20 protein-coding genes are annotated in these 25,020 nt (G+C 43.5%); 9 read left to right on the top strand and 11 right to left on the bottom strand.

Annotation, left to right across the window (positions count from 1 at the left end; translation table 11 throughout):
* Both AC04NP_RS01630 and AC04NP_RS01625 read right to left on the bottom strand, forming a co-directional pair.
* Positions 1 to 834, bottom strand: a complete 834-nt coding sequence (locus AC04NP_RS01630; protein ID WP_482857554.1) for a DMT family transporter — start codon at positions 832 to 834, stop codon at positions 1 to 3.
* A 39-nt stretch (positions 835 to 873) separates the two neighbouring features.
* Complete coding sequence (locus tag AC04NP_RS01625; protein WP_482857553.1) at positions 874 to 1,212, bottom strand: nitroreductase family protein; 339 nt, start codon at positions 1,210 to 1,212, stop codon at positions 874 to 876.
* Positions 1,213 to 1,313: 101 nt separating this feature from the next.
* Between AC04NP_RS01625 and AC04NP_RS01620 the strand changes: the two genes are divergently transcribed.
* On the top strand, positions 1,314 to 1,769 hold the full coding sequence (locus tag AC04NP_RS01620; RefSeq protein ID WP_482857552.1) for a peroxiredoxin: 456 nt from the start codon (positions 1,314 to 1,316) through the stop codon (positions 1,767 to 1,769).
* An 82-nt stretch (positions 1,770 to 1,851) separates the two neighbouring features.
* Here the strand turns inward: AC04NP_RS01620 and AC04NP_RS01615 are convergent, their stop codons facing one another.
* Positions 1,852 to 2,502: an ABC transporter ATP-binding protein gene (locus AC04NP_RS01615; RefSeq protein ID WP_482857551.1), complete on the bottom strand. Its 651-nt coding sequence runs from the start codon at positions 2,500 to 2,502 to the stop codon at positions 1,852 to 1,854.
* Between the two features lie 174 nt (positions 2,503 to 2,676).
* On the opposite strand from AC04NP_RS01615, the gene sucC reads away from it, so the two are divergent.
* Positions 2,677 to 3,888 carry an ADP-forming succinate--CoA ligase subunit beta gene (gene sucC / locus AC04NP_RS01610; RefSeq protein ID WP_482857550.1) on the top strand — a complete coding sequence of 404 codons (1,212 nt, stop codon included), beginning with the start codon at positions 2,677 to 2,679 and terminating at the stop codon, positions 3,886 to 3,888.
* 471 nt (positions 3,889 to 4,359) lie between these two features.
* Entirely contained in the window at positions 4,360 to 7,104 is a 2,745-nt protein-coding gene (locus AC04NP_RS01605; protein WP_482857549.1) for a S9 family peptidase, read from the top strand.
* An 88-nt stretch (positions 7,105 to 7,192) separates the two neighbouring features.
* On the opposite strand, the gene AC04NP_RS01600 is transcribed toward AC04NP_RS01605, so the two are convergent.
* The 4 genes from AC04NP_RS01600 to AC04NP_RS01585 all read right to left on the bottom strand — a co-directional run bounded on the left by AC04NP_RS01600 (position 7,193) and on the right by AC04NP_RS01585 (position 12,245).
* Complete coding sequence (locus AC04NP_RS01600) at positions 7,193 to 8,473, bottom strand: HEAT repeat domain-containing protein (protein ID WP_482857548.1); 1,281 nt, start codon at positions 8,471 to 8,473, stop codon at positions 7,193 to 7,195.
* A 339-nt stretch (positions 8,474 to 8,812) separates the two neighbouring features.
* The gene (locus tag AC04NP_RS01595) at positions 8,813 to 9,565 is read right to left on the bottom strand and encodes a succinate dehydrogenase/fumarate reductase iron-sulfur subunit (protein ID WP_482857547.1); all 753 of its coding nucleotides are present in this window, start codon (positions 9,563 to 9,565) and stop codon (positions 8,813 to 8,815) included.
* Positions 9,566 to 9,619: 54 nt separating this feature from the next.
* Positions 9,620 to 11,542 (bottom strand): fumarate reductase/succinate dehydrogenase flavoprotein subunit, encoded by a 1,923-nt coding sequence (locus tag AC04NP_RS01590; protein WP_482857546.1) that lies wholly within the window; start codon positions 11,540 to 11,542, stop codon positions 9,620 to 9,622.
* Positions 11,543 to 11,567: 25 nt separating this feature from the next.
* Positions 11,568 to 12,245 carry a succinate dehydrogenase cytochrome b subunit gene (locus AC04NP_RS01585; RefSeq protein WP_482857545.1) on the bottom strand — a complete coding sequence of 226 codons (678 nt, stop codon included), beginning with the start codon at positions 12,243 to 12,245 and terminating at the stop codon, positions 11,568 to 11,570.
* Between the two features lie 505 nt (positions 12,246 to 12,750).
* Here AC04NP_RS01585 and AC04NP_RS01580 point away from each other — a divergent pair.
* Both AC04NP_RS01580 and fabD read left to right on the top strand, forming a co-directional pair.
* Entirely contained in the window at positions 12,751 to 15,573 is a 2,823-nt protein-coding gene (locus AC04NP_RS01580; protein WP_482857544.1) for a T9SS type B sorting domain-containing protein, read from the top strand.
* Positions 15,574 to 15,968: 395 nt separating this feature from the next.
* Positions 15,969 to 16,844: an ACP S-malonyltransferase gene (gene fabD, locus AC04NP_RS01575; protein ID WP_482857543.1), complete on the top strand. Its 876-nt coding sequence runs from the start codon at positions 15,969 to 15,971 to the stop codon at positions 16,842 to 16,844.
* A 45-nt stretch (positions 16,845 to 16,889) separates the two neighbouring features.
* On the opposite strand, the gene folK is transcribed toward fabD, so the two are convergent.
* Complete coding sequence (folK, locus tag AC04NP_RS01570; protein ID WP_482857542.1) at positions 16,890 to 17,378, bottom strand: 2-amino-4-hydroxy-6-hydroxymethyldihydropteridine diphosphokinase; 489 nt, start codon at positions 17,376 to 17,378, stop codon at positions 16,890 to 16,892.
* Between the two features lie 91 nt (positions 17,379 to 17,469).
* Here folK and sppA point away from each other — a divergent pair, with 91 nt between their 5' ends.
* From sppA to AC04NP_RS01555, 3 genes are all read left to right on the top strand, one after another.
* Positions 17,470 to 19,215 (top strand): signal peptide peptidase SppA, encoded by a 1,746-nt coding sequence (gene sppA, locus AC04NP_RS01565; protein WP_482857541.1) that lies wholly within the window; start codon positions 17,470 to 17,472, stop codon positions 19,213 to 19,215.
* Positions 19,216 to 19,288: 73 nt separating this feature from the next.
* On the top strand, positions 19,289 to 20,287 hold the full coding sequence (gene bioB / locus AC04NP_RS01560; RefSeq protein WP_482857540.1) for a biotin synthase BioB: 999 nt from the start codon (positions 19,289 to 19,291) through the stop codon (positions 20,285 to 20,287).
* A gap of 196 nt (positions 20,288 to 20,483) precedes the next feature.
* Positions 20,484 to 21,137, top strand: a complete 654-nt coding sequence (locus AC04NP_RS01555) for a YiaD family glycine zipper/OmpA-like lipoprotein (protein WP_482857539.1) — start codon at positions 20,484 to 20,486, stop codon at positions 21,135 to 21,137.
* A gap of 10 nt (positions 21,138 to 21,147) precedes the next feature.
* On the opposite strand, the gene AC04NP_RS01550 is transcribed toward AC04NP_RS01555, so the two are convergent.
* The 3 genes from AC04NP_RS01550 to AC04NP_RS01540 form a co-directional block, all read right to left on the bottom strand.
* Entirely contained in the window at positions 21,148 to 21,489 is a 342-nt protein-coding gene (locus AC04NP_RS01550; protein WP_482857538.1) for a hypothetical protein, read from the bottom strand.
* A 226-nt stretch (positions 21,490 to 21,715) separates the two neighbouring features.
* Positions 21,716 to 22,957 carry an ATP-binding protein gene (locus AC04NP_RS01545; RefSeq protein ID WP_482857537.1) on the bottom strand — a complete coding sequence of 414 codons (1,242 nt, stop codon included), beginning with the start codon at positions 22,955 to 22,957 and terminating at the stop codon, positions 21,716 to 21,718.
* Between the two features lie 269 nt (positions 22,958 to 23,226).
* Positions 23,227 to 23,715 carry a DUF4494 domain-containing protein gene (locus tag AC04NP_RS01540; RefSeq protein ID WP_482857536.1) on the bottom strand — a complete coding sequence of 163 codons (489 nt, stop codon included), beginning with the start codon at positions 23,713 to 23,715 and terminating at the stop codon, positions 23,227 to 23,229.
* 144 nt (positions 23,716 to 23,859) lie between these two features.
* Between AC04NP_RS01540 and AC04NP_RS01535 the strand changes: the two genes are divergently transcribed.
* Positions 23,860 to 25,020, top strand: a complete 1,161-nt coding sequence (locus AC04NP_RS01535; protein WP_482857535.1) for a THUMP domain-containing class I SAM-dependent RNA methyltransferase — start codon at positions 23,860 to 23,862, stop codon at positions 25,018 to 25,020.

Here is a 25,020-nt window from a genome sequence, read left to right as displayed (position 1 = left end):
TTAATCGGCGGTTTTGCTGCGAAGATATTCTTTGTAGCCAACATTACCAATCACACCTGCCATTACAATGGTCATTCCAAGATAAGTCAGGAAGTTGAAATGCTCATCAAAAATGATAAAACCGAAAATGAGGGCGAAAATTAAACCCACATATTTCAGGATGGCAACTTTTGACAACTCTTCGGACTGATAGGCCCTGGTCATAAAATATTGCGCAAATTGGGTCAGAATACCAATAGCTATTAAAACTACCCACTCAAACCAGCCATTGGGTGGTACCCAATTAAAAACCGAATAAAGTCCGCTGACGGGCAGCGCCACCAGGGGAAAATAAAATACAATAACCAACGGATGCTCCGTAGTACTGAGCTTTCTGATAATATTGTAGGCCAGCCCGGAAAACATACCGGATAGCAGTCCCAATGTCAGGTAAAACCCCGACACCCGTGTATCGAACCCCTGTACGATTAACACTCCGGTAAAAGCAACCAGAAAAAACAACCATTGCAGGGGTTTAATTCTTTCTCTGACTATGTAAATTCCCAGGATGGCTGTAAAAACCGGGGATGTATATTGAATGGTGGCTGCGCTGGCGAGGGGTATTTTTTGAAGTGTAATAAAGTAAAGGATCAAAGCCGTGGCCCCCACCAGCCCTCTGGAGATCAGCCAGGCGTGATTATTTCCCCAAAGGTTTACCTTGCGGAATTTTAGCATACCGGCACTGATAATCAGCGAAATAACCGATCTGAAAAAGATAATTTCAATGGCCGGAATATCAGGCACCAGCTTAACCCCCACATTCATGAGCGAAAACAGCAAAGTTGCCAATAGCATATTTTTTACACCCGCTGAAAGCACCTTCTTAGGTTTCCTTTAAAAAGCTTCACCCCACTCACTCCCAAAACATATTTCAGACTGGAACTTCCTGGTTCTGGCAGCAAGTTCGGAGTTCCTATGTTTTTCACTTAAAGTCTCCGGGTCATACAAATAGCCCATCGCGGCGGCCACAATAGCTTCATAATCCATGGGAATACCAAAAAGTTCCTTTGCTTTTTCAGGAAAAAAACCGGCCATTTGATGAATATACAACCCCTCTTCCGTAGCCTGAAGCGAAAGGCATGCCATTGCCTGACCAACGTCATAACAGGAGTCTCTGTTGGGTTTTTGATTATGGATCGCGTACTCCGGTTGGACGAATTTTTTTCTTGTCATAAAATATTTGGTTTGTGGTTAGTAAAGGACGAACAATATTAGTTAAAAATCAGTTTGTAATATGAGGTTATCCTTTTTTTTTACAAAAAACCGGAATACCAATGTCATTAAAAATTGCGACCCAGGCCCCGGATTTCACCTTGCCCAGCACGGATGGAGCTAATTTCACTTTGCATGAACATTTGGGCAGACCATGTATCCTTTATTTTTACCCCAAAGATTTTACCCCTGGCTGCACCAAAGAAGCCTGTGAATTCAGGGATCAGTTTGCTGCGTTCAGAGCTATTGACATTCCCGTGTACGGTATTAGCCGCGACTCAGTGGCCACGCACTTAAAATTCAAAGAAAAACACCAGTTGCCCTTCGATCTTTTGGCCGACCTCGATGGCCAGGTGGCCGCAAAATACAAGGCTCAGATACCCATTGTCGGATTTACCAAAAGGATCACCTATTTACTCGATGAACATCACAAAATCGCGGCTGTATACGACAGCCTGTTTAATGCCAACCAACATGTCCATGAAATGGTCGGGAATATAAAAACCAGGTTCGGTTAAATTTAGCAGCACTGCCGCATTTACCCCTTCCACCCAAACTGTTTAATCCTACTCACACCCACACCCAAACTCAAACTCACTCTCAAACTAACTTCCCGTCGAGCATTTCGATTTTGCGGTCGGCGAGTTCCGCGAGTTCGCGGTTGTGGGTCACGATGACGAAAGTTTGGCCGAGTTCATCGCGAAGTTTAAAAAATAGTTTGTGGAGCTCTTCCGCATTTTTGGAGTCCAGGTTGCCGCTGGGTTCATCGGCAAAAACGATGGAAGGGCTGTTCACCAGGGCCCTGGCTACTGCTGACCGCTGCTGCTCACCGCCTGAAAGCTCCGAGGGTTTATGATCCCCCCTTTGGTCGATCCCTAATAATAACATCAGCTCTTTGGCGCGGTTCCGGACTTCCTTTTCGTTCAGATTTCCGATGTAACCGGGGATGCAGATGTTTTCAAATGCTGTAAATTCAGGGAGTAAATTGTGAAATTGAAAGATAAAGCCGATCTTTTGATTTCTCAATTTAGATAAATCACTGTTTCTTAAATGGATTAAATCCTGATTTTCCAAAAAAAGGGAGCCTTGATCAGGACGGTCAAGCGTGCCTAAAATATGGAGCAGTGTACTTTTTCCGGCTCCGGAAGCGCCTACAATCGAGACTATCTCACCTTTTTGAATCGACATATCAATTCCTTTGAGAACCTGAAGGTCGCCATAGGACTTGGTTATATTTTTAGCCGAAAGCATTAACTTTTAAATAAGCGACAAATATCTGGAAAAAACAATTTCTAAACATAACAAATGTTATAAATATATTATTGCCTGAATTCAAATTATTATCAGGGATTTATCTACATTTATTTAATTGTCAACCCTTGAAATATCAACCCAAATGGTCTATCTTCGTGCAAAATTTTAAGCATGAATATACACGAATATCAAGCAAAAGAGATATTAAAAAGCTACGGAGTCACTATCCAGGAAGGGATCGTTGTTGAGAATCCTGAGAAAGCCACTGAAGCTGCCAAAACTTTAAATCATGAAACCGGAACAAGCTGGTACGTGTTAAAGGCCCAAATTCACGCCGGTGGCCGGGGTAAAGGAAAAGTGAAGGAAACAGACTCAAATGGGGTGGTTTTGGCTAAAAGCCTGGAAGAGGTTCCTAATAAAGTGAAAAACATATTGGGAGGAACTTTGGTTACCCATCAAACCGGGCCCGAGGGTAAGAAAGTCAATAAGGTACTGATAGCACAAGATGTTTATTATCCCGGGGAGTCTGAGCCCAAAGAATTCTATTTAAGCATCTTACTTGACCGGGCCAAAGGTTTCAATGTGATCATGGCATCGACAGAAGGAGGAATGGACATTGAAGAGGTCGCAGAAAAAACGCCTGAAAAGATAATCAAGGAATGGATCGACCCATCGGTAGGTTTACAACCTTTCCAGGCCAGGAAAGTGGCATTTGCCTTGGGATTGGAAGGAAAAGCCATGAAAGAAATGGTAAAATTCATTTTTGCTCTCTATAAAGCCTATCAGGCAACAGACTCGTCCATGTTTGAGATTAACCCTGTTTTAAAAACCTCCGATAATAAAATCCTGGCGGTCGATGCCAAAGTAAATCTGGATGAAAACGCCTTATTCAGACATAAAGATTTAGCTGAGTTGAGGGATATTTCAGAGGAAGATCCGCTGGAAGTTGAGGCCGGGAGAAATGGTTTGAATTATGTCAAGCTAGACGGGAATGTTGGTTGTATGGTCAATGGAGCCGGATTGGCGATGGCCACTATGGATATCATTAAATTATCGGGCGGAGACCCGGCCAACTTTTTGGATGTCGGCGGGGGCGCTAACGCTGAAACGGTTGAAGCGGGCTTCAGAATTATCCTGAAGGATCCGAATGTGAAAGCGATTCTGATCAATATTTTCGGTGGAATCGTACGATGCGACAGGGTAGCCAGCGGGGTTGTAGAAGCCTATAAAAATATCGGAGAAATCAATGTTCCCATCATCGTGAGACTGCAGGGAACTAATGCTGAAGAAGGTGCCAGGATTATCGAAGAGTCCGGGCTCCAGGTTACATCTGCCATTTTATTAAGGGACGCGGCAGAAAAGGTGAAAGAAGTGCTGAGTTAGTTTTTTAAGAATTAATTTGGTTAAAGTCATAGTATGACCTGGAGTCATACTATGACTGCCAGCTAGTCTGTTTAGCCATTACCTATTTCCAGTATTTTTCAGCATTTTGCATAACGCATTCCTTATCTACCCTTAGCAGCAATCCTCCATTGATTAATAATTCAGCCGCTTTATCCACTTTTTTCAGATAGCTGTTTCGATTTTTATAAAGTGATGAAATTGCTGGGCCCGGGATCACCGGTTTCGCTCTGATGATTCGAACCTTATTAGACCGCGCAGGAACATACACAAATGATAATTTGTTGCTATTTTTGGCTAAAATGAAAAACTCAGAGGTTGATGACAAACTTTAACCGGTAGAGGAAATGTATATATGAGACACCGACATTTACGGCTTTATCGGCTTTGTGAAATTTTCTGCATTGGTTAAATTCAGCACCTAATATTAAAAACATTCAAAATACAATCCATATGTTTCAAACTAACCCTTACCAAAGCATATTATTCGTGGCATTACTGCTGCTACTGCTGACTAACCCCGGTCTTTGGGCACAAGAAAACAGCGACTCCGACAAATGGACGCCTAAGGATATTATCAATACGCAATACGTACGATCTTTACATTTTTCACCCAATGGAAAAATGGTAGTCTGGACCAAAATAAAATCCCTGAAAAAGGAGGACAAATTTGTTAACGACATTTACTTAACCCGGCTGGATCTGCAAAAAGATGGCAAATTCCGGACATTTCAGTTGACAAGGGGCAAATTCTCTGACGCCAGCCCGGTCTTTTCGAGAGATAATGAGACGATCTATTTTTTGTCAAGTCGCGAAAAAGGTAAAAAACTCTGGGCCATGAGTATTTTTGGCGGGGAACCGGAGGAAGTCCATTCCTTTGAAAACGGCATTTCAAACCTGCAATGGCTCAATGATCATACCCTTACTTTTACCAGTAACGACGGAAAAACGCTGCATGAAAAGAAAGCGGAAAAAATTAAAGATAATACCGTGGTGGTGGAAGATTCGGTACACTGGAAGATTAGCAAAGTTTATGCCTTTAATTTAAAGGACAAAACCGTTAACCGCCTCACCGATAACAGGTTTCCGGTCTCCGCCTATGCTGTTTCAAAAGACGGCAAATATATGGTTACAGCCCACACTATGAGCCGGCATTACGCTTCAGACGGACAGCCAGCGCCGAAATATTATCTGCGCAACCTCGAAAATAAGGAACAAACAGAAATCCTAAAAGGGTTACAGACTCCGTCCCGCTTCCGGTTTACCTCAGATAACAGAGGATTTTATTTTACCGCTATCAAATCTTCCGACCCTGAATGGCAGGGGGCCGGGATTTCTGAGCTTTACTATTTTGATCTGGCAGACAAGCAGCACAGAAAGGTTAATTTGAATTGGGAAAATGGCATAGGAAGTGGGTTTTACCTGGCAGGTAGCCAGTTGATCGTTTCCCTTGCCAACGGCGCTACAAATACATTGGCCTACTATCTGTTGACAGATGGTAAATGGGAAAAGCAGGAGCTGGATTTTGGGAGTAAAACCAATCATATCAGCATCCTGAATTGCAGTGAGGACGGGAAAAAACTGGTATATGTATACGCTACAGGATCCAGATTACCTGAATACGCTATCGCCGATATAACTACCGGGAGGCGTAAAATGCAGATCAGTAATCCCAGGGAACTGGTTACGTTAAATCAGCATCTGAGGAAAAAACATATGACGAAATCTGAGGTTTTTCGCTGGATAGGAGCCAAAGACGAAGAAGTGAACGGGATATTGTATTACCCGGAAAATTATGAATCCGGTAAAAAGTATCCCCTCATCCTATCCATTCACGGTGGGCCTGCCGGTGTGAGCATGGATTCGTGGAGCCAGAACTGGTCTTCCTATCCCAGCATTTATGCACAAAAAGGAGCTTTTGTGCTGAAACCCAACTATCATGGCTCTTCAAACCACGGCCAGGCTTTTGTGGAGTCCATCAAACATCACTACTACGACCTGGAAATGGTCGACATTGTCAACGGCATAGAGGCGCTTAACAAAAAGGGGATGATCGATATGGACAAACTGGGCGTAATGGGCTGGTCGAATGGGGCCATTCTAACCACCATGCTGACATTGAGATATCCCGATATGTTCAAAGCGGCGGCACCGGGTGCCGGTGATGTAAACTGGACTTCTGATTTTGGTACCTGCCGGTTTGGTGTGCAATTCGACCAAAGCTACTTTGGCGGCGCACCATGGGACGATAAAGACGGCAAAAATTATAATGAAACCTACATTACCAAATCGCCACTGTTTGATATGGAGAAAATAAAAACACCGACCATTATTTTTCATGGAAGCGAGGACCGCGCGGTGCCACGTGATCAGGGTTGGGAATATTACAGGGCTATGCAGCAGGTTGGCAAAGCCCCCGTTAGATTCCTGTGGTTTCCGGGACAGCCTCACGGCCTTCAAAAAGTTACGCACCAGTTGCGCAAAATGAATGAGGAGATCGCATGGTTTGACAGGTTTCTGTTTAAAACCTTTAAACCTGACAATGAAACTTTTAACGAAGAAAGCCCATTAGCCATGGTACTGGAAATCGACAAAGCCTCAACCTCCGGTGGTTTCTATGGGGTACAGAAAAAAGGAGCATTACTTCCCGAAATGGTAACTGTGAAAAAAGACTCCATTGCTATTTCAAAATTTGAACTGACAAACTCGCAGTTTAAAGCATTTAAACCGGAACATGAATTTGAGCCGGGAAAAGGCAATTACCCCATAAAAGGATTAGACAAAAAAACTATTCTTTCCTATCTGGATTGGCTAGGTGAAAAAACGGGCAGCAAATACCGGCTTCCAAACCCCTCTGAGGCAAAAAAATTACACACTTCGGCACATAAGTCCAGGGCCAAGGAAAATACGCTCAACTATTGGGCCGGCTATGAGATCACCAGGGATGAGGTGAATTTGTTTTATAAAAAAGTTGAAGAGGTAAAAAGTGAGCTTGTCAAAGCAGTAGGGAGCTTTAAAGCGACCAGACTCGGTGAAGGAAAGGTGTATGACCTGGGAGGTAATGTAGCTGAGTACTATCTGGATAGGAATGAATTGAAAACTTATGGCTACTCGGCTTACGATTACGTTGATCCGGTTAGGAAAGAGGTACAACCGAAGGAGGAAAATATTGGTTTCCGGGTGGTGCAGGAGTTATAAATACGCCTGATGACTTTGGGGGTAATGAATCAAAATATATTACTCATTGGAAAGCTCCGGATGGCCAAAGTTTAAAGGTTTTATACTACTACTGCTTCATTCGTTCCCGGTAATATTGCAGAAGTCCATCCCTTGAAATGGCTTCGCAATCCCGGATGGCCTGATCGAGGGTGTTACTGATCCGGGACTGAAATTTTTTTTCCGTTTCCGATGCCATGGGCTCTTTCAATGCCTGCAAAGCCTCGATAGCCTCGGGGTGTCCTGACAGTGTCAATCCCAAAACAGCTACAGAAGAAAGCTGTATATTTCTGTCAACTTTGGCCGATTGAAAGGGGCTTTCCCAATCCGGCTGTGATTCGTCCCAATTATGAGGACTCAGGCAGTCTTTGAGGAAGTCTAATGCCTCGCGGTTACCACTTTTATTGATCAGGTAACCCAGAGCCATAATGGCACTGGTTTTTGCATTATAAAGATCCCCGGACAACAGGCCTTCGTGATCTGCTTTGATAAGATCAATGAGTGGAATCACGGCCCTTTCATCTCCAATGATGCCGAGCGTCACAATGATATTGGACCAGTAGGCCATGTTGGCAGAATCAGAAAGCATCAATAAAAGCTCAGGAACGTGTTTTTCACCATACTTAATCGCTTCTTCGTAAGGCACACCCCTGATATATTGTTGTTTTACAAAATCATCGATCGTCATGGTATCCTGAAGGATTTCATACCGGGGAAACCGGGCAGGTGCCAGCTCCGGGGAAGCGTTATTTCTGAAGGCATCACATTCCTGCCGGTTTACTCTCTTATGGGTGGGGCCAATAACCCCATTCATTACGGCATTGGGGTTGTTACGATGGTTGAGCCCTTTGTTATGACCATACTCATGGAGCCATAATATTCCTTCCTGGCTTTCATCAAACCGTACCACTACAAAAGAAACCCCGGGAACCGGCGCACAACCTATAATATTGGGGGCTATACCTCCACACCAATTGATCTGATTAACTACTTTGATTTCTCCCGGCAATCCGTTTACCGCCACAAAGTCAGATTCGGAGTTAATAAAACCTGAACCGATGTTAAAAACCCCTACTTCACCATTTCTGCTGAAATTAACATCGCAGGCTACATCGCCCGGTCCGTCGTTAATGGTAATGATAGATTGCATATCCCTTAAAATGGCGTCCGACCGGTTGTTGTCCAGGTTGGAGGTGTTATGGCGTTCAATGCTTAAACTGTATGAAACAGGATCATTCCGGTCACTCCCATTGCCGCTGTTACCACCTCCTCCGCAGGCAATATTAAAAGTCATCGATCCCATAAGTAAGATAAAGGGGACAAGCCAGGCCAGCAAACGTAGGTATTTCATATATTCGGTTGTTTTGGTCATCAAATAAGATTATTCTGTTAATGATATAACCAACCAAAAGTAACCTGTGCTAATAACGAAGATTGGGGAAATGTATTGTTTACCGGTGCCACCACCACCGAAACTACCTCCTGCAAAACCGCCCGGCGATTTTGAGATGACATGGCTATTTGTGTGGAAAAGGAATGATGATAATCCCTGAATTTATGCTTCAGCGACCGCCTTTCAGATGGGCTCAGGAGCCTGACAAAATCATTGGCCTGGTATGTTTATTCAGCGCATAACAGCGCAAGGCGCACGGTGAACACACCTATGGACAACTTCGCTGAACGTCCTCGGTTAAACCTTCTGTGAACTCACCTTCGCTGAGAAATATTCGCGGTTCATCCTGGCTATGTTAGAAATGCTGATTTCTTTAGGACAAACCGCCTCACAGGCACCGGTGTTGGTACAAGCCCCAAATCCTTCCCCATCCATCTGGGCAATCATATTTTCTACCCTCGACTTACGTTCAACCTGCCCCTGCGGTAACAAAGCCAGTTGCGAAACCTTGGCACTAACAAAAAGCATGGCTGAAGCATTTTTACAAGCCGCCACGCAGGCGCCACAGCCGATACACTGGGCTGCATCCATGGCTTCGTTAGCAATATCCTTTCTGATCGGGATTTCATTGGCATCCGGCACCCCCCCTGTATTCACGCTAATATAACCCCCGGCCTGAATGATCCTGTCAAATGAACTGCGATCCACCACCAGATCTTTCAACACTGGAAAAGCCTTGGCCCTCCAGGGCTCCACAACGATGGTGTCACCATCTTTAAAGGACCGCATATGCAACTGACAGGTGGTAATTGCATCTTTCGGACCATGTGGTTTCCCATTGATATACATGCTGCACATCCCGCAAATACCTTCCCTGCAATCATGATCAAAATGAATAGGATCCCGGCTTTCATTAACAAGCTGCTCGTTCAGCACATCAAACATCTCCAGGAAGGACATATCAGGCGATATATCGCTTACCTCGTAGGTTTCAAACTTACCTTTGTCAGCACTGTTTTTTTGTCTCCAAACCTTTAATGTTAAATTCATATTAATTGTGTTATCCTTTCGATTTTACTTTGACACCAGCCATTGATATAACAACTACTTATAACTCCTTTGTGTCAGTTTTACGTTCTCAAATACCAACTCCTCTTTATGAAGTTCTTCGGCCTGATTTTCCCCTTTATACTCCCAGGCGGAAACAAATGAAAACTCGTCATCTTTCCTTTTGGCCTCACCTTCCCCGGTCTGGGATTCTTCCCTGAAATGTCCACCACAAGACTCGGATCTGTGTAAAGCATCATCTATCATCAGTTCACCCAGTTCAATAAAATCTACGACCCTGTTGGCTTTTTCCAGCGACATATTCAACTCGTCCTGGCTTCCCAGTACTTTCACATCTTCCCAGAATTCTTTTTTCAACGCCTGAATTTTACCTTTTGCCAGTTTCAGTCCTTCTTCATTTCTTGACATACCACAATATTCCCACATGATTTTTCCAAGGGCTTTGTGAAAATCATCCACTGTCTGTTTGCCTTTGATACTCATGAGCTTATCCAGTTTAGCTTTCAACTTGGATTCCACTTCCCTGAAGGCTTCATGATCGGTATCTATTTTTGTATAAGGCATGGTTGCCAAATAATCTCCGATGGTATAAGGGATCACAAAATAGCCATCTGCCAAACCCTGCATCAGCGCACTGGCTCCCAGCCTGTTGGCGCCATGATCGGAAAAGTTTGCTTCCCCGATAGCATACAACCCGGGAATATTTGTCATCAGGTTGTAATCAACCCACAGCCCGCCCATTGTGTAGTGAACGGCCGGGTAAATCATCATCGGCATTTCGTAAGGGTTATCGCCGGTTATCTGTTCATACATATCGAACAGGTTGCCATATTTGGCCTCTATCACATCTTTACCATCCCTTTTAATAGCATCTGCAAAGTCGAGAAACACGGCAAGCCCGGTATTTCCCACTCCCCTGCCTTCATCGCAAACCATCTTGGCATTCCTCGAGGCCACATCCCTTGGCACGAGGTTTCCAAAAGACGGGTATTTTCTTTCAAGGTAATAGTCTCTCTCTTCTTCCGGAATTTTAGTGGCTTCTCTGGCAGTTAGTTTAGGTTTAGCCACTTTCGGTACCCAAACCCTGCCATCATTTCTCAGGGACTCTGACATCAATGTCAACTTGGATTGATGGTCACCCGACACCGGAATACAGGTGGGGTGAATCTGGGTAAAGCAGGGATTGCCAAACAGGGCTCCTTTTTTGTGAGCTCTCCAGGCGGCAGTGCAATTAGACCCCATGGCGTTGGTTGACAAGAAAAACACGTTGCCATATCCACCGGTAGCCAAAACAACGGCATGGGCGCTATGGGATTCAATTTTTCCGGTAACCAGGTTTCTGGTGACTATCCCTCTCGCCTTGCCTTCTACCAGCACCAGATCGAGCATTTCAGTGCGCGCGTACATTTTAACCTTTCCGTTGGCTATCTGGCGGCTCAGTGCGCTGTAGGCCCCCAGCAAAAGCTGCTGTCCGGTTTGCCCGCGTGCATAAAATGTCCGGGAAACCTGAGCGCCACCAAAAGACCGGTTATCCAGCAACCCACCATATTCCCTGGCAAAAGGAACGCCTTGAGCGACACACTGATCGATAATATTTACACTAACTTCAGCCAATCGATGTACATTGGCCTCCCTGGACCGGTAATCCCCTCCTTTAACCGTATCATAAAACAGCCTGTAAATACTATCACCATCATTCTGATAGTTTTTGGCTGCATTAATACCACCTTGTGCAGCGATGCTATGCGCCCTTCGGGGACTGTCCTGAAAACAAAAACATTTCACATTGTACCCAAGCTCAGCAAAAGAAGCCGAAGCCGATGCACCTGCCAGTCCCGAACCTACAACAATAATATCATACTTCCTTTTGTTAGCAGGATTAACCAGCTTCATATTAAATTTGTGCTTGGTCCATTTCTCTGCTATCGGTCCTTCCGGTATTTTGGAATTTAAATTCATATTATATAATAATATATTTTTTCTTTTAGGTGAAAAACATCATAATGGGAATAGCGGCGAATCCGGCAGGTACCAGAATCGCAAAAGCAAGTCCCACAAATCTGATGGCCGGGCTGTATTTAACGTGGTTAAGCCCAAGGGTTTGAAAGGCACTTTGAAACCCATGAGAAAGATGAAACGCCACTGCTAACATACCAACGAGATACACGGCCACCCAGTACCACTGCGAAAACGCCTGATCAACTACTGCATACAGGTCTCTTGCTTCAAATCCGTCATAATTTTTATAGGGGATTTGCCCAAAATGCATTTCATACCAAAACCCTTTCAAATGTATGATCAGGAACACAAAAATCAGTGTCCCCAAAATGCCCATATTTCTGGATGACCAGGTGCTTGTTTCGGATTTAACGGCCACCTGATAGCTTACGGGCCGTGCCTGCCTATTTTTTCTGGTCAGGAAAATTGAAATAAGAACATGTAACAGGATGAAAAAGAAATTTCCTTTGGAAACAAATTGAATGAGGGGATTGGTACTCATAAACTCTGCGTAAATATTAAATGCTTCGCCGCCATCGTTTTTGAGTAATTGTAAATTTCCGGTAAGGTGAACAGCTAAAAACAGGATGAGAAAAATACCAGTCAACGCCATAATTACCTTGCGGCCGAGTGTGCTGGTGAGTGTTTCGGTAAGCCAACTCATTGTCTTTCAACAAAAATTTAAAATGAACATTTAAAATCGATCAAAGGTACATTTGGAATCATTATGAACAAAATGTAAAAACTATTTTGAAGCATTCTAAATTAGATGTGATGATAACAATGAAAAGCTGTACAATGTTCGTAACTTTTTGTCGCCCACATTACTGAAATATGATTTCAACCGAATTTAAAGGTTTTGCTGACACTCATTCGTTGATTCCTGGATTCTTACAGACTTTGTTTCACACTTTGTATCAGGGAAATGGTCGTCAGAACAATTCATGTAACATGAGCGCCCCGTTAGGAAATTAGTGGGGTAAAACGACAACTATTTGTATAAGTAAGTAAGCAAATCGGTGTGTTCAGAGCTAAAAAAAGGTTTTTTTTAATTAACTTATGACCACCTTATTCGTTAAAAAATTTAAACTTTAAACAAAAAATATAAAGTTTTAATCATTGCGAACTTATTTTTGCCGTTATATATTATAAATATATAAAAAGACCTAATGAGTAAATTTTATAGAAAGGGAGTCCTGATTTTATCAATCATCTTGTTGGTAGGGGTGAAACAAGTAAATGCTACCCATATTCGTGCGGGTGAGATTATTGTGGAAAGAATTTCAACGCAAAGCTTAACTTTCAGAATTACCATCATCGGATATACGGATACGGGATCTACTGTAGAGTTTGGAGGGGGAAGACTGGAGTTTGGCGATGGAACGGTCATTGACATCGATACGGAAAAAGACTTCAGCCTGAAAGAAGATCTGGGAAATGAAATTGCTTTGAATGTATTTGTTATCTCTCATACCTACCAGGCACCTGGAAATTATACCTTAAGATTTCAGGAATTCAACAGGAACGGAGGCATTTTAAATATGGCCAGTTCTGTGGAAACGCCCTTTTATGTAGAAACCAATATCACCATCGATCCCTTTGTCGGGCTCAACAATTCACCGCAGCTTCTCATACCACCCATTGACAGGGCAGCTACAGGAGCCACTTTCTTCCACAATCCGGGGGCTTTCGATCCCGATGGCGATAGTTTGTCCTACACAATTGTGATTCCCAAACAGGACATCGATCTGGAAGTTAACGCTTACACTTTTCCTAACAACATTATACATTATACAGGTTTCAATTATCAGACGGCTAATGAGGCCCAAACAGGCCCGCCGACCTACACACTTAACGAGGTGAACGGTGACCTGATCTGGGATGCTCCGGGTCTGGCGGGGGAATATAATGTGGCATTCAGAGTGGAGGAGTGGAGAAGAGTCGGAGGCCAATGGCAACGCCTGGGTTATGTTACGAGGGACATGCAAATCATCGTAGAAGAAACAGATAATAAACGGCCGGAATTGATCATACCGAATGACACCTGTGTGGTAGCAGGCACTTTGCTTGACGCTACCATCATTGGGGAGGATCCCGACGATCACGATATTGTACTCGAAACGTTCGGCGGGGTTTATGACCTGGTCTCTTCGCCGGCTACATTTTCACCCAATCCCCCCACCATTCAAAACTCACCCGGACAACTGGATTTTAGCTGGCAAACCAACTGTACCCATATCAGGGAAAGGCCCTACGAAATCCAGTTTAAAGTAAAAGATAACCCACCGCCGCTGAACCGGCCTGCGCTGGCCACCTTCGAAACCTGGAATGTTACGGTCATTGCACCAGCGCCGGAAGGTCTGACAGCCACCGTAAGACCAGGCAGGGAAATTCAGCTTAACTGGGACAACTATCTCTGTAACAACGCCATAGAAATGCGTATTTATCGCCGTGTAGATAGTTTTCAATATGTGCCGGAGCACTGTGAAACAGGTATTCCCGAGAATGGTGGTTACGAGTTAATCGGCAGCGTGGACATTGGAAACAGATCCTTTTTGGATGACAACGATGGCAGAGGTCTTAATCCGGGAGCTAATTATTGTTACCGTTTAGTAGCTGTATTTCCGTTACCCGGTGGTGGTGAAAGCATTGTTTCTGAGGAAGTATGTATGCTACTGGAAGCAGATGCACCGATAATTACCAATGTAAGCATTGAGAATACCGGTGTCGATGATGGAGAGGTATTTATTCGCTGGACCCGGCCTTTCGATGTGGATCCGGCGTTGTTTCCACCACCTTATCGATACGAAGTAGCACGGGCACAAGGGTTTAACGGCAATGGCGGGCTGGAAGTCCTCGGTTCTACAACCGATACTACGTTTACCGATACCGGTATCAATACACGTGACCAGGTTTTCAACTATAGAATTTACCTCTACGATAACGCCAATACATTGGTTGACTCATCTGCAACTGCTTCCACCGTGCGGTTGGATCTCCAGTCATTTCTGGGAGGCGTGGAACTGAACTGGCAGGCCGACGTACCCTGGTCCAACAATATACAAGATTTTCCATATCACTATATCTACCGCGACCGGGTGCTGGGAAACAATCCCGGTCAGTTGGTACTTATTGACAGCGTAAATGTCAACGAAAGGGGTTTCATGTATCTCGATGATGGATCTTTTAACAACATTCCGCTATCGGATCAAATAGAGTATTGTTATTTTGTCACCACTCAGGGTGGCTATGGCAACGACCTTATCCCTGAACCATTAATCAATAATTCACAGGTAGTTTGCGCTCAACCTAACGACACTATCCCCCCATGTACACCTGTTAACATAACACTGCTGGATTGTGACGACTTCCTGAGAAACAGGCCTTGTGCCAATGATGAATATGCCAATACCATATCCTGGCAGGCTGACCTGTCTGATGGTTGCCAAAGTGATGTCAGAAGCTACAACATCTATTTCTCACCGGTACCGGATGGTGACTATGTGCTCATAGGAAATGTAATAGATACCGTATTCATTCATGACAGTGACAATAATATATTTGGCCTGACTTCGCTGGGAGGCTGTTACCAGCTAGCATCGGTCGACAGATCGGGTAACGAAAGTGTACGCACCGATCCCATTTGTGTAGCTAATTTTGAAACCTGTGCTTTTTACGAGTTGCCTAATGTATTCACACCTAACGGAGATGGAAAAAATGATACTTTCCAGGCTTTCAAAGGTATTCCTGAAAGATGCCCGCGTTTTGTTGAACAAGTGGTATTTACCATTTACAACCGGCACGGCAGGAAACTTTTTGAATACGAATCAAGTGGTGAAAACGACATCTTCATCAACTGGGACGGCAACTCAGACTCCGGTCAGCAGTTGTCTTCGGGGATATACTACTATGAAGCAGATGTCACCTTCGATATTCTGGACCCCAATTTCTCAACCCGGAAGCTTAACGGGTGGATTCATTTAGTCAGGTAAGGTTTAGCAGGTAAGGCCGTTTCTTGTCAGAAAGTATTAACGAAATAATGTGATTACGCAACAGTCATGGTATGACTCCGGAGTTTGGCTTTTTTTAGTCATACTATGACTCCAAGTCATAGTATGACTATTTGGAATTAACAATCGACAGTAAGAAGGAGATTTTCATAGCAAGGAATGACGACGCTGAGATGGGCACCCAATTGGCAGCCTGAGTATATGATTATGAGGCCGGCGTCACCTTTGAGGTTTACGATCAAAATACGGCAAAGATAAAATTAAATGGCTGGATTCATCTGGTGAGATAAAAAGTTTGGGTGCACATTTTTGTCAATAGATAGCGGAATTACCGGAAAAGTTATATTTTTGCCGTCACTTTAAACAAACATACACCCATGAAAAAAGCTTATATTTTCCCAGGACAGGGCTCTCAATTCCCCGGCATGGGAAATGACCTTTACGAGAGCGCTGATGAGGCCAGAGAACTTTTTATGCAGGCTGATGAAATACTCGGATTTAACATCTCGGAAATCATGTTTGCAGGTACTGCCGAGGAATTAAAACAAACTAAAGTCACCCAACCTGCCATCTTTTTGCACTCGGTCATATTGGCGAGGACTACAGAGGATTTTGAACCCGAAATGGTAGCTGGCCATTCTCTGGGGGAATTTTCAGCCCTGGTAGCCAACAAAACACTTTCTTTTGAGGATGGATTAAAACTGGTATCGAAAAGAGCCATGGCCATGCAAAGGGCCTGTGAGACAAACCCCTCCGGTATGGCTGCTATTTTGGGGCTCGATGATGATGTGGTAGAAAAAATATGCCTGGAAATAGAAGAAGTGGTGGTACCCGCTAATTACAATAGCCCGGGGCAATTGGTAATTTCAGGGTCTAACCGGGGAATAGAGATTGCCTGTGAAAAACTAAAGGCAGCAGGGGCAAAAAGGGCACTCCCTCTTCCCGTGGGAGGTGCATTTCATTCACCTTTGATGGAAACTGCACGCCAGGAACTAGCGGAAGCGATTGAAAACACCATTTTCAGCAGGCCTGCATGCCCCATATATCAAAATGTAAATGCCTTGCCATCGACTGATACTGAAGCCATCAAGACCAACATCATCGCACAGCTCACAGCACCGGTCCGGTGGTCGCAATCGGTGCAAAAAATGGTTGAAGATGGTGCCGGAACATTCATTGAATGTGGTCCGGGAAAGGTTTTACAAGGTTTGGTGAAAAAAATCTACCGGGAAGCCGAAGTGGCGGAAGTTTAGATAAGGCAGCAGAAGTTTAGAGGTTTGCCAAAAACTTCTGATAATTTATTTACCGGTTAACGAGACTACTTCCAGTCGGTCTTTGCACAACTTATGCAGTTCTTTTTGAGTCTTGTGAAATACCGGATGGATTTCATTGGCTGCAATTTCTACCAGGGGAACAAGGGTAAAATTCCTGTTTTGCAATTCACGGTGCGGAACCTGTAACTGATGAGTGTCGATAATTCTGTCATAGTAATACAATAGATCGATGTCGATAATCCTTTCCGACCATTTACCTTCACGAACCCTACCCATGGATTTTTCAATCATAAAAATCTTTTCAAGTATTTGCTCCGGTGAAAGCTCACTTTTGATTTTCACTACCTGATTCAAAAACGAATGCTGATTTTCGACGCCCCAGGCGGCGGTTCGATAAACAGAGGATTGTTTAATAATTGCCCCCATTAACTCCTCAACCCCGGTTTTACCTCTTTGCAGATTCAAGGGTTTATTTCCCAGATTAGTTCCCAGCAATAAATATATTCCGTCCATCTTACAGTGCCTCCAGTTGTATAAAATGAATTTTAAAAAGCGACTAATATGCGTATTTTTACGCGCAACATACAACAAACCAATCTAAATAATGAAGTTTTTAAGAAATCTGTTAGCGACATTAGTGGGATTATTTATTTTCTCTGTTATCGTGATCATTTTTATCGGAGCTTTTGTTTCCTTGGCTACTTCCGAGGAAGTGGTTACCGTCAAGGAAAACTCCGTGTTACATATAAAATTAAACAAACCAATCGGCGAGCGTGCTTTTAAGGATCCTTTTAACGAACTATTTACAGGATATTCAAGCAACGTAGGCCTGATTGAGTTGATCGAATCCATCCGGGATGCCAAGGAAAATGAAAAAATCAAAGGCATTTATCTGGAATCAGGGATTCCAATGGGTGGATTTGCCAGTATTGGAGCGATTCATAAGGCCCTGGAAGACTTTAAAACTTCCGGAAAATTCATTACTTCCTACGCCGAAATCTACACCGAGGGCGGTTATTATCTCGCCTCCACGGCTGATGACATCTACTTAAACCCCCGGGGTTATTTTGAGTTGAACGGCATCAGTGCCAATGTAACCTTTCTCAAAGGGATGCTTGACAAACTGGAAATCGAGCCTGAGATTTTCAGGGTCGGGGATTTTAAAAGTGCGGTAGAACCCTTTCTGAGAAAAGATATGAGCGACGAAAACCGGCAACAACTGGAATCGCTGTTAAATTCCATTTATGGCAATTACCTCGAAAAAGTGGCCGCCTCCAGATCGATACCGGTAGAACGGTTGACTAATATTTCGGATTCGATGTTGGTAAGAACACCAGAACATGCGCTGGAATCGGAATTGATTACGGGGCTTAAATATTTCGATGAGGTATTGGACGATATAAAAACTAAACTGGAACTGGGCGAAGACGATAAAATTAATTTTATCGGATTTGAAAAATACCATAAATCAATCTCTAAAAAGAATACCTCCAAAAACCGGGTGGCTGTCATTATCGGTTCGGGCGAAATTATGGGGGGCAATGGTGACAATTCCAGCATTGGGTCTACGGCCTTTGCCAAGGAAATAAGAAAAGCCAGAAAAAATGACAAGATAAAGGCAGTTGTGATCCGGGTAAATTCCCCCGGGGGTAGTGCGTTGGCTTCTGATGTTATCTGGAGGGAGGTAATGTTAACCAGGGAAGTGAAACCAGTCATTGCCTCTATGTCGGATTATGCTGCCTCGGGAGGCTATTATATTGCCATGGGCTGTGATACAATCGTAGCTGAGCCATCTACCATCACCGGATCCATCGGCATTTTTATGACGATGTTCAATCTTGAAAAGTTCCTTGACAATAAACTTGGTATCACCACCGATGTGGTCAACACCGGGGGGTACTCTGACATTTATACTTTCACACGAAGCCTCACAGAAGGAGAAAGGCAAATCCTGCAAAGTAATGTTAATGAGGGTTATGAGGATTTTGTCACAAAAGCGGCCAATAACAGGAATATGACTGTGGAAGATCTCAAAAAAATTGCCAGTGGCAGAGTATGGTCGGGTCAACAGGCCCAGGAAAACGGATTGGTGGATATGCTGGGTGGATTGGACGACGCCATCGAGGTTGCCGTAAACGCAGCAGGAATCGCAGACGACTACAAAGTGAGGTATTATCCAAGGCAAAAAAGCTTCTTTGAGCAGGTCAAGGAAGAGTTTAGCAGTGACCTGGAATCAAGGTTGTTAAAAGGCAAAACCGGTGATCTTTATCCTTTGATCAAAAAAATTAAATCCCTGGAAAATCTGAAGGGCCTGCAGGCCCGGATGATGTATGAAATAACACTGGAATAACCGCTTTTTTTATCAACACTTATTACCTGCGAAGTCTGAATGTTATTATATTTATGCTTTAAATAATAACTGCATGAGCGAAATCAAAAATAACTGGAACAGGGAGGAAGTATCGGCCATTTACCACAGGCCTGTTTTGGACCTGATCTATGAGGCAGCAACGGTACACAGGCAACATAATGATCCGCAGGAGGTGCAGGTATGTACCTTATTATCGGTGAAAACCGGGGGTTGTCCTGAAGATTGCGCCTATTGTCCTCAGGCTGCCAGATACCACACCGATGTTGATGTACACAAACTTTTACCGGTAGAGGAAGTGTTGGATCATGCACAAAAAGCCAGGGAAGCGGGTAGTACCAGGTTTTGCATGGGTGCCGCCTGGCGGGAAGTGCGGGACAACCGCGATTTTGATAAAGTGCTGGAGATGGTTAAAGGGGTTAATAATTTGGGCATGGAAGTCTGCTGTACACTGGGCATGTTAACCGCTGAACAAGCAGCAAAATTAAAAGAAGCAGGATTGTATGCCTACAACCACAATCTCGACACCAGCGAGGAGCATTATGGTGAAATTATCAGTACAAGAAAATATGATGACCGGTTAAAAACGCTGGATAATGTAAGAAATGCCAAAATTTCGGTTTGCTCGGGTGGCATCATAGGCATGGGCGAAGGTGACCAGGACCGCATCGGCATGTTACTGACACTGGCTAATCTGCCGGAACATCCTGAGTCAGTACCGGTAAATGCATTGGTACCTGTTGCAGGCACCCCCTTGGAAAACCAAGAAAGGGTTTCTGTTTGGGAAATGGTGCGAATGATAGCAACAGCCCGTATCATGATGCCCAAGGCTATGGTAAGGCTTTCGGCCGGAAGGGTAAAAATGACTACTGAGGAACAAGCCCTTTGTTTTCTGGCTGGTGCCAACTCGATATTTGCAGGCGACAAATTATTGACCACGCCTAATCCTGGCGAAGACAGTGATAAGGAAATGTTTCAAATACTCAATTTAAAACCTCGTGAAGCATTTAAAGGTGAAGCTATGGTGAAATTTCAACAAATTCCATTGGAATAACTTACTTCACTTATCCTCAATATGTAGAAGTTTCTACGCGATTAAAAGACTTCAAAAAGTCAGATTTACCTAACTGATTGTAAAACAGGCAACAGATTGTTGAACAGTCAGGTATTCTTTTTGAAACATTAATTCAAATTATACAACTAAAACAAATATAACTACTATGAAAGTACGGTCAATATCAATTTTAACGATGAGCATTTTGCTAATGCTTTCTGTAAGCTCCGGAACGCTGACAAGTTGTAACGCGAGCAGAACGGTAAAAGGTGGAGCTATCGGCGCCGGCGCCGGAGGTGCTGTCGGAGCACTGGTAGGCAAAGCTGCCGGCAATACTGCTGTAGGTGCCATAATCGGCGCAGCCGTTGGCGGCACGGCCGGTGCCCTGATCGGCAGAAGAATGGACAGACAGGCCGAAGAACTAAGACAAGACCTCGAAGGTGCAGAAATAGTACGTGTCGGCGAAGGTATTAAAATTACTTTTGATTCAGGGCTGATGTTTGCACTTAATTCATCAGACCTTAACCAGGCTACAAAAAACAATCTTTCCGACCTTGCGGAAACCTTAAAAAAATACGAGGACACGGATATCCTGATCGAAGGGCATACCGATAGTTCAGGCTCCGAATCTTATAATCAAACCCTTTCGGAAAAAAGGGCCAACTCGGTATCGGGATACTTAATGACGCTCGGGGTATCCGGTCAAAGGCTTACTACTATTGGCTATGGAGAAAATCAACCCATTTCTGAGAATGAAACCGCCGAAGGCAGGCAGAAAAACCGGCGGGTCGAGGTGGCCATCTACGCCAATGAAAAAATGAAAAAAGCGGCGAAAAGAGGAGATTTGTAGGAGTCTGGGGTCAGGAGAGAGGAGTCAGGGGTGAGATTAAAGCATACCTTCCTGCAATAACTGCTTTTTTCCTGACCTTACCCGATTGCAATTTCACCATGGTAAAAGAGATAAACATGACGATGATAATAAGGAAATACAGTACGTCTTCGCTGGAAATCAAACTGCCAACCATTTCCTTTGCGCGGCCCGAAATAGAAATCCAATAAGTGATGTCCCTGACAAAATCGATGTCCTGCCCAACGCCACCGACATAATTCAACAAAGCCAGTAAGGCCAGGGTTCCTATGCGGCAACGACCTGATAAGAAGTTAAAGAGGACATGAATAAGCCGATGGCTGCGTAGGCACATAAAAGCAGATAAACCCCGAACAGTCCGGAAAGGAGGTAAGGAATATCCAGGTCTTTCACCCCAAACTGACTGAAAATAACCGAAATACATAAAACCCCAATAAGAACCAGGCCATAAAGCATCATAACAGAAAATTCGAATGAAAGTCAAGTCCTGCGCTTTGGAACGAGGTTGTCAGATGATTACGAAATTGTTAAGGCCGGAAGAAAGCAGGGAGTATCGACCACTACCCCAAATCCTTCAAATATACTTTAAAAACCGTACCCTCCCCTACTTCGCTTTCGACCTCTATTTTGCCGCCAAGGGATTCTACCTGGGATTTAACGAGGTTCAGCCCCAGCCCCTTACCTTCGACCGAGCGGTGAAATCTTTGGAAAAGGCGAAAAAGCTTTTCTCCATTTTTTTTCAGATCTATACCGATGCCGTTATCAGCTACGGTAAGCAGCGTGTAACCAGGTATTTTTTCTGTTTTAAGATCAATGACCGGATTACGGTCTTTGGCTTTGTACTTTATAGCATTGGTTAAAAGATTCAGAATAATGCTTTCAAGATAACTCCGTGGATATCTGACATTTTCTGCTGCTGAAAAGTCTTCTTTAATGATGGCTTGCTTGTTTCTTATCTCAAGCGAAATGACCATTTTGATGTTGTAAAGGAGCTGGCTGAAATCTATGGTTTCAGCGGTTTTGGAAGGCTCATTTCTGGCATCAATTACTTTATTTAGGTCATCGATCTTACTTGTAAGTTTTTTGGCGGAAGATTCAATCAGTGTAATGATCTGATCATTTTCCTCCTCATTGCCGTTTTTCTGGTTTAACCGGTAGATATCGATCAGGCCACGAATGTTGGCCAAAGGGGATTTGATGTCATGTGATATGACAAAAGCACTCTGTTTGTAAAGAGAATTGATAATCTGCAAGTCCCTCGTTTGTACTTTAAGTGTATCATAAGCCCTGAGCATCAAAACTTTGGAACCTATGATAGCAGCTATTGTCTCCAGCAGGTGCAGGTGCTCTTCTTTAAAAAAATCCTTCTCGGAATGTTCCGAGTCAATAACGCCGATCACCTGGTCCTGTACTAATATCGGCACAGCAATTTCCGATGCCCTGTACGCATCATCTACCACATAGTCAGGATCGGTCGAAACGTCATTGACAATTTGTGATTGGCCCGAAGCAGCCACTTTACCTACAATTCCCTGGCCAAGTCGCAGCACGATCGGGTCTTTGATCATATAAGGCTCCGGACTTTTCGGGCCGTAGGCGGCCTTCTGCTCCAGTATTTCCTTTTCAGTATCTAATAAATAAATGATACAATCAATGAACCCTAATTTGGAAATGACATTATCGGCCACATCCCAAATGATCTCCTCAACCGTATTTTTGTCGGTTAAAGAGGCTGCAAATCTTTTGATTATCTGCAGTTGATCTTTTCTTTCTTTTTCAAGATCCATAATCACTATTCCCATATGCTTCCTCTCAATAATTCAGCCAACTTTTGCAATAACCTGTTTGTATCATTCCCATTTATATAAGAAAAATACAATTTACCTACGAAAATACCCTAAATTTTATTAAAAAACTTAAAATACCGGGAAGTTATGTAAGAAACGTGCGTAATGGCCACGTAAGAAATTTACCTATTGGGGAGAAAAACGGCCATGTTTATGCAATTTCCGGTATTTTTTGACTGTAATTTACAGGCCCCAAGATAGTTAATATTTTGATATTCAGATAATTAATTAATCTCTGACAATGGTTTTAGATTGGCAGGCACCTCATCAGTCGTGTTTTCATCCGAACTGTTGTAGGGGAATACCTCCAATACCGGGCTTTCTGAAATGCTGGTTATGTTATAACTTACCATCATGTTTTGAAGGCTTTCCTCGAGCTTATCGTAGGCATCTTTTACATTTTCCGCTGAAACAAACATGTAATTGGTTACCTTCTTTTCCTTACCCGAATCCCCGTCAGTGACGTGGTAAATGATTTTGCCTTTAAACCATAGATCAAATCCTTCAAAGTAAAAAACATCACTAATATTACTTTTGGTAATCTGCGCAATTAAAAAATCACCACTTATCATGTTCTCAAGCACTTCATAAATCCTTGATTCCGCTTCAGTGTAGCTGAAAGCGTCTACCAGATAAGGTTCGGTGACATTTTTTATCTGACCCTGTTCATTTTCTTTTTGATATTTCGCCTTACAGATAAACCAGGTTCTCATTAGAAATAAACTTTTTGTACAGTGTGAAGATAAGGCGTTGCGATTATAATTCAAGCTTTTCCCGGTATTTTGTCAACATAAATATTTTACCTGTGCATTTTTTGACCGCAACAATATTACCTTTGGCGAACCAAAGGATTACCAATGATTGCCAGGTCAAAAATTGTTATCACATGTGCCAGGGAAACAACCCGGATATTAAGTCGCGAACTGATCGGTTTGGGCTACAAAATTGAATCTGAAAACAGGTTCGATGTTACAATAAGGGGTACTTTTGAAGATTGTCTCTTTCTGAACATGCATCTGCGTACAGCCCACCGGGTGCTGTTTTTAATCTCCGAATTCAAAGCCTTTGATCCTGACAGACTCTACAAAAATATCAAGGTCATTCCCTGGGAAAAATTCTTGTATCAAGACGGTTATGTAAGTATTAATTCCTATGTTCATAACCAACATATCAGGGATACGCGGTTTGCCAACCTCCGTGTCAAGGATGCGATTGCTGACAGGATGATAGCAAAAACCGGGCAAAGGCCGGACTCAGGCCCGGAGAAAAGCAGGGCTGTTATATTTCTTCATTGGGTGGAGGACCGGGCAGCGGTCTATTTTGACACAAGCGGCGAAACCATTGCGAAGCATAACTACCGGAAAATACCCTTCAGGGCTCCGCTCATGGAATCACTGGCATCAGCGATTATTTTAAGTACAGAATGGACCCCTGAAGATCATTTCATCAATCCTATGTGCGGTAGCGGTACCTTAGCCATAGAAGCGGCTTTGATAGGCCTGAACATCTCCCCGGGGCTATCAAGGAAAAACTTCGGTTTTATGCATCTGAAAATGTATGATGCCAACGTATGGAAAAGGATAAAACTGTCGGCCCAAAAAAACATCAGAAACAAAATAAAGGGAAAGATTATGGCCAGCGACAACAATACCCGCGCTTTGGATGCTTCAAAAAGCAACGCCCGCGCCGCTCAGGTTGAAGATATCATCCAATTTGAACACCGTGACTTTTCATCGGCCACCATTCCTCCCGGAAACGGCATCGTTATCCTCAACCCCCCATATGGGGAGAGAATCGGAGAGGTAAAAATGCTGAAGCCCCTGTATACCGCTATTGGTGACTTTTTTAAAAATCACTGCACCGGAAAAACTGGCTATATTTTTACAGGCAACTCCCAACTGGGCAAAAAAGTCGGATTAAGGACTCAAAGAAAGATACCGTTTTTTAATGGTAAAATCGAATGCCGCTTACTGAAATATGAGTTGTACGCCGGCTCAGAAAAAGAATTGGAAAAATAG

The organism is Agaribacillus sp. DX54 (assembly GCF_056858335.1).
Note: the sequence above shows the minus strand (reverse complement) of the source record. Positions and strands in the feature narration are given on the sequence as shown.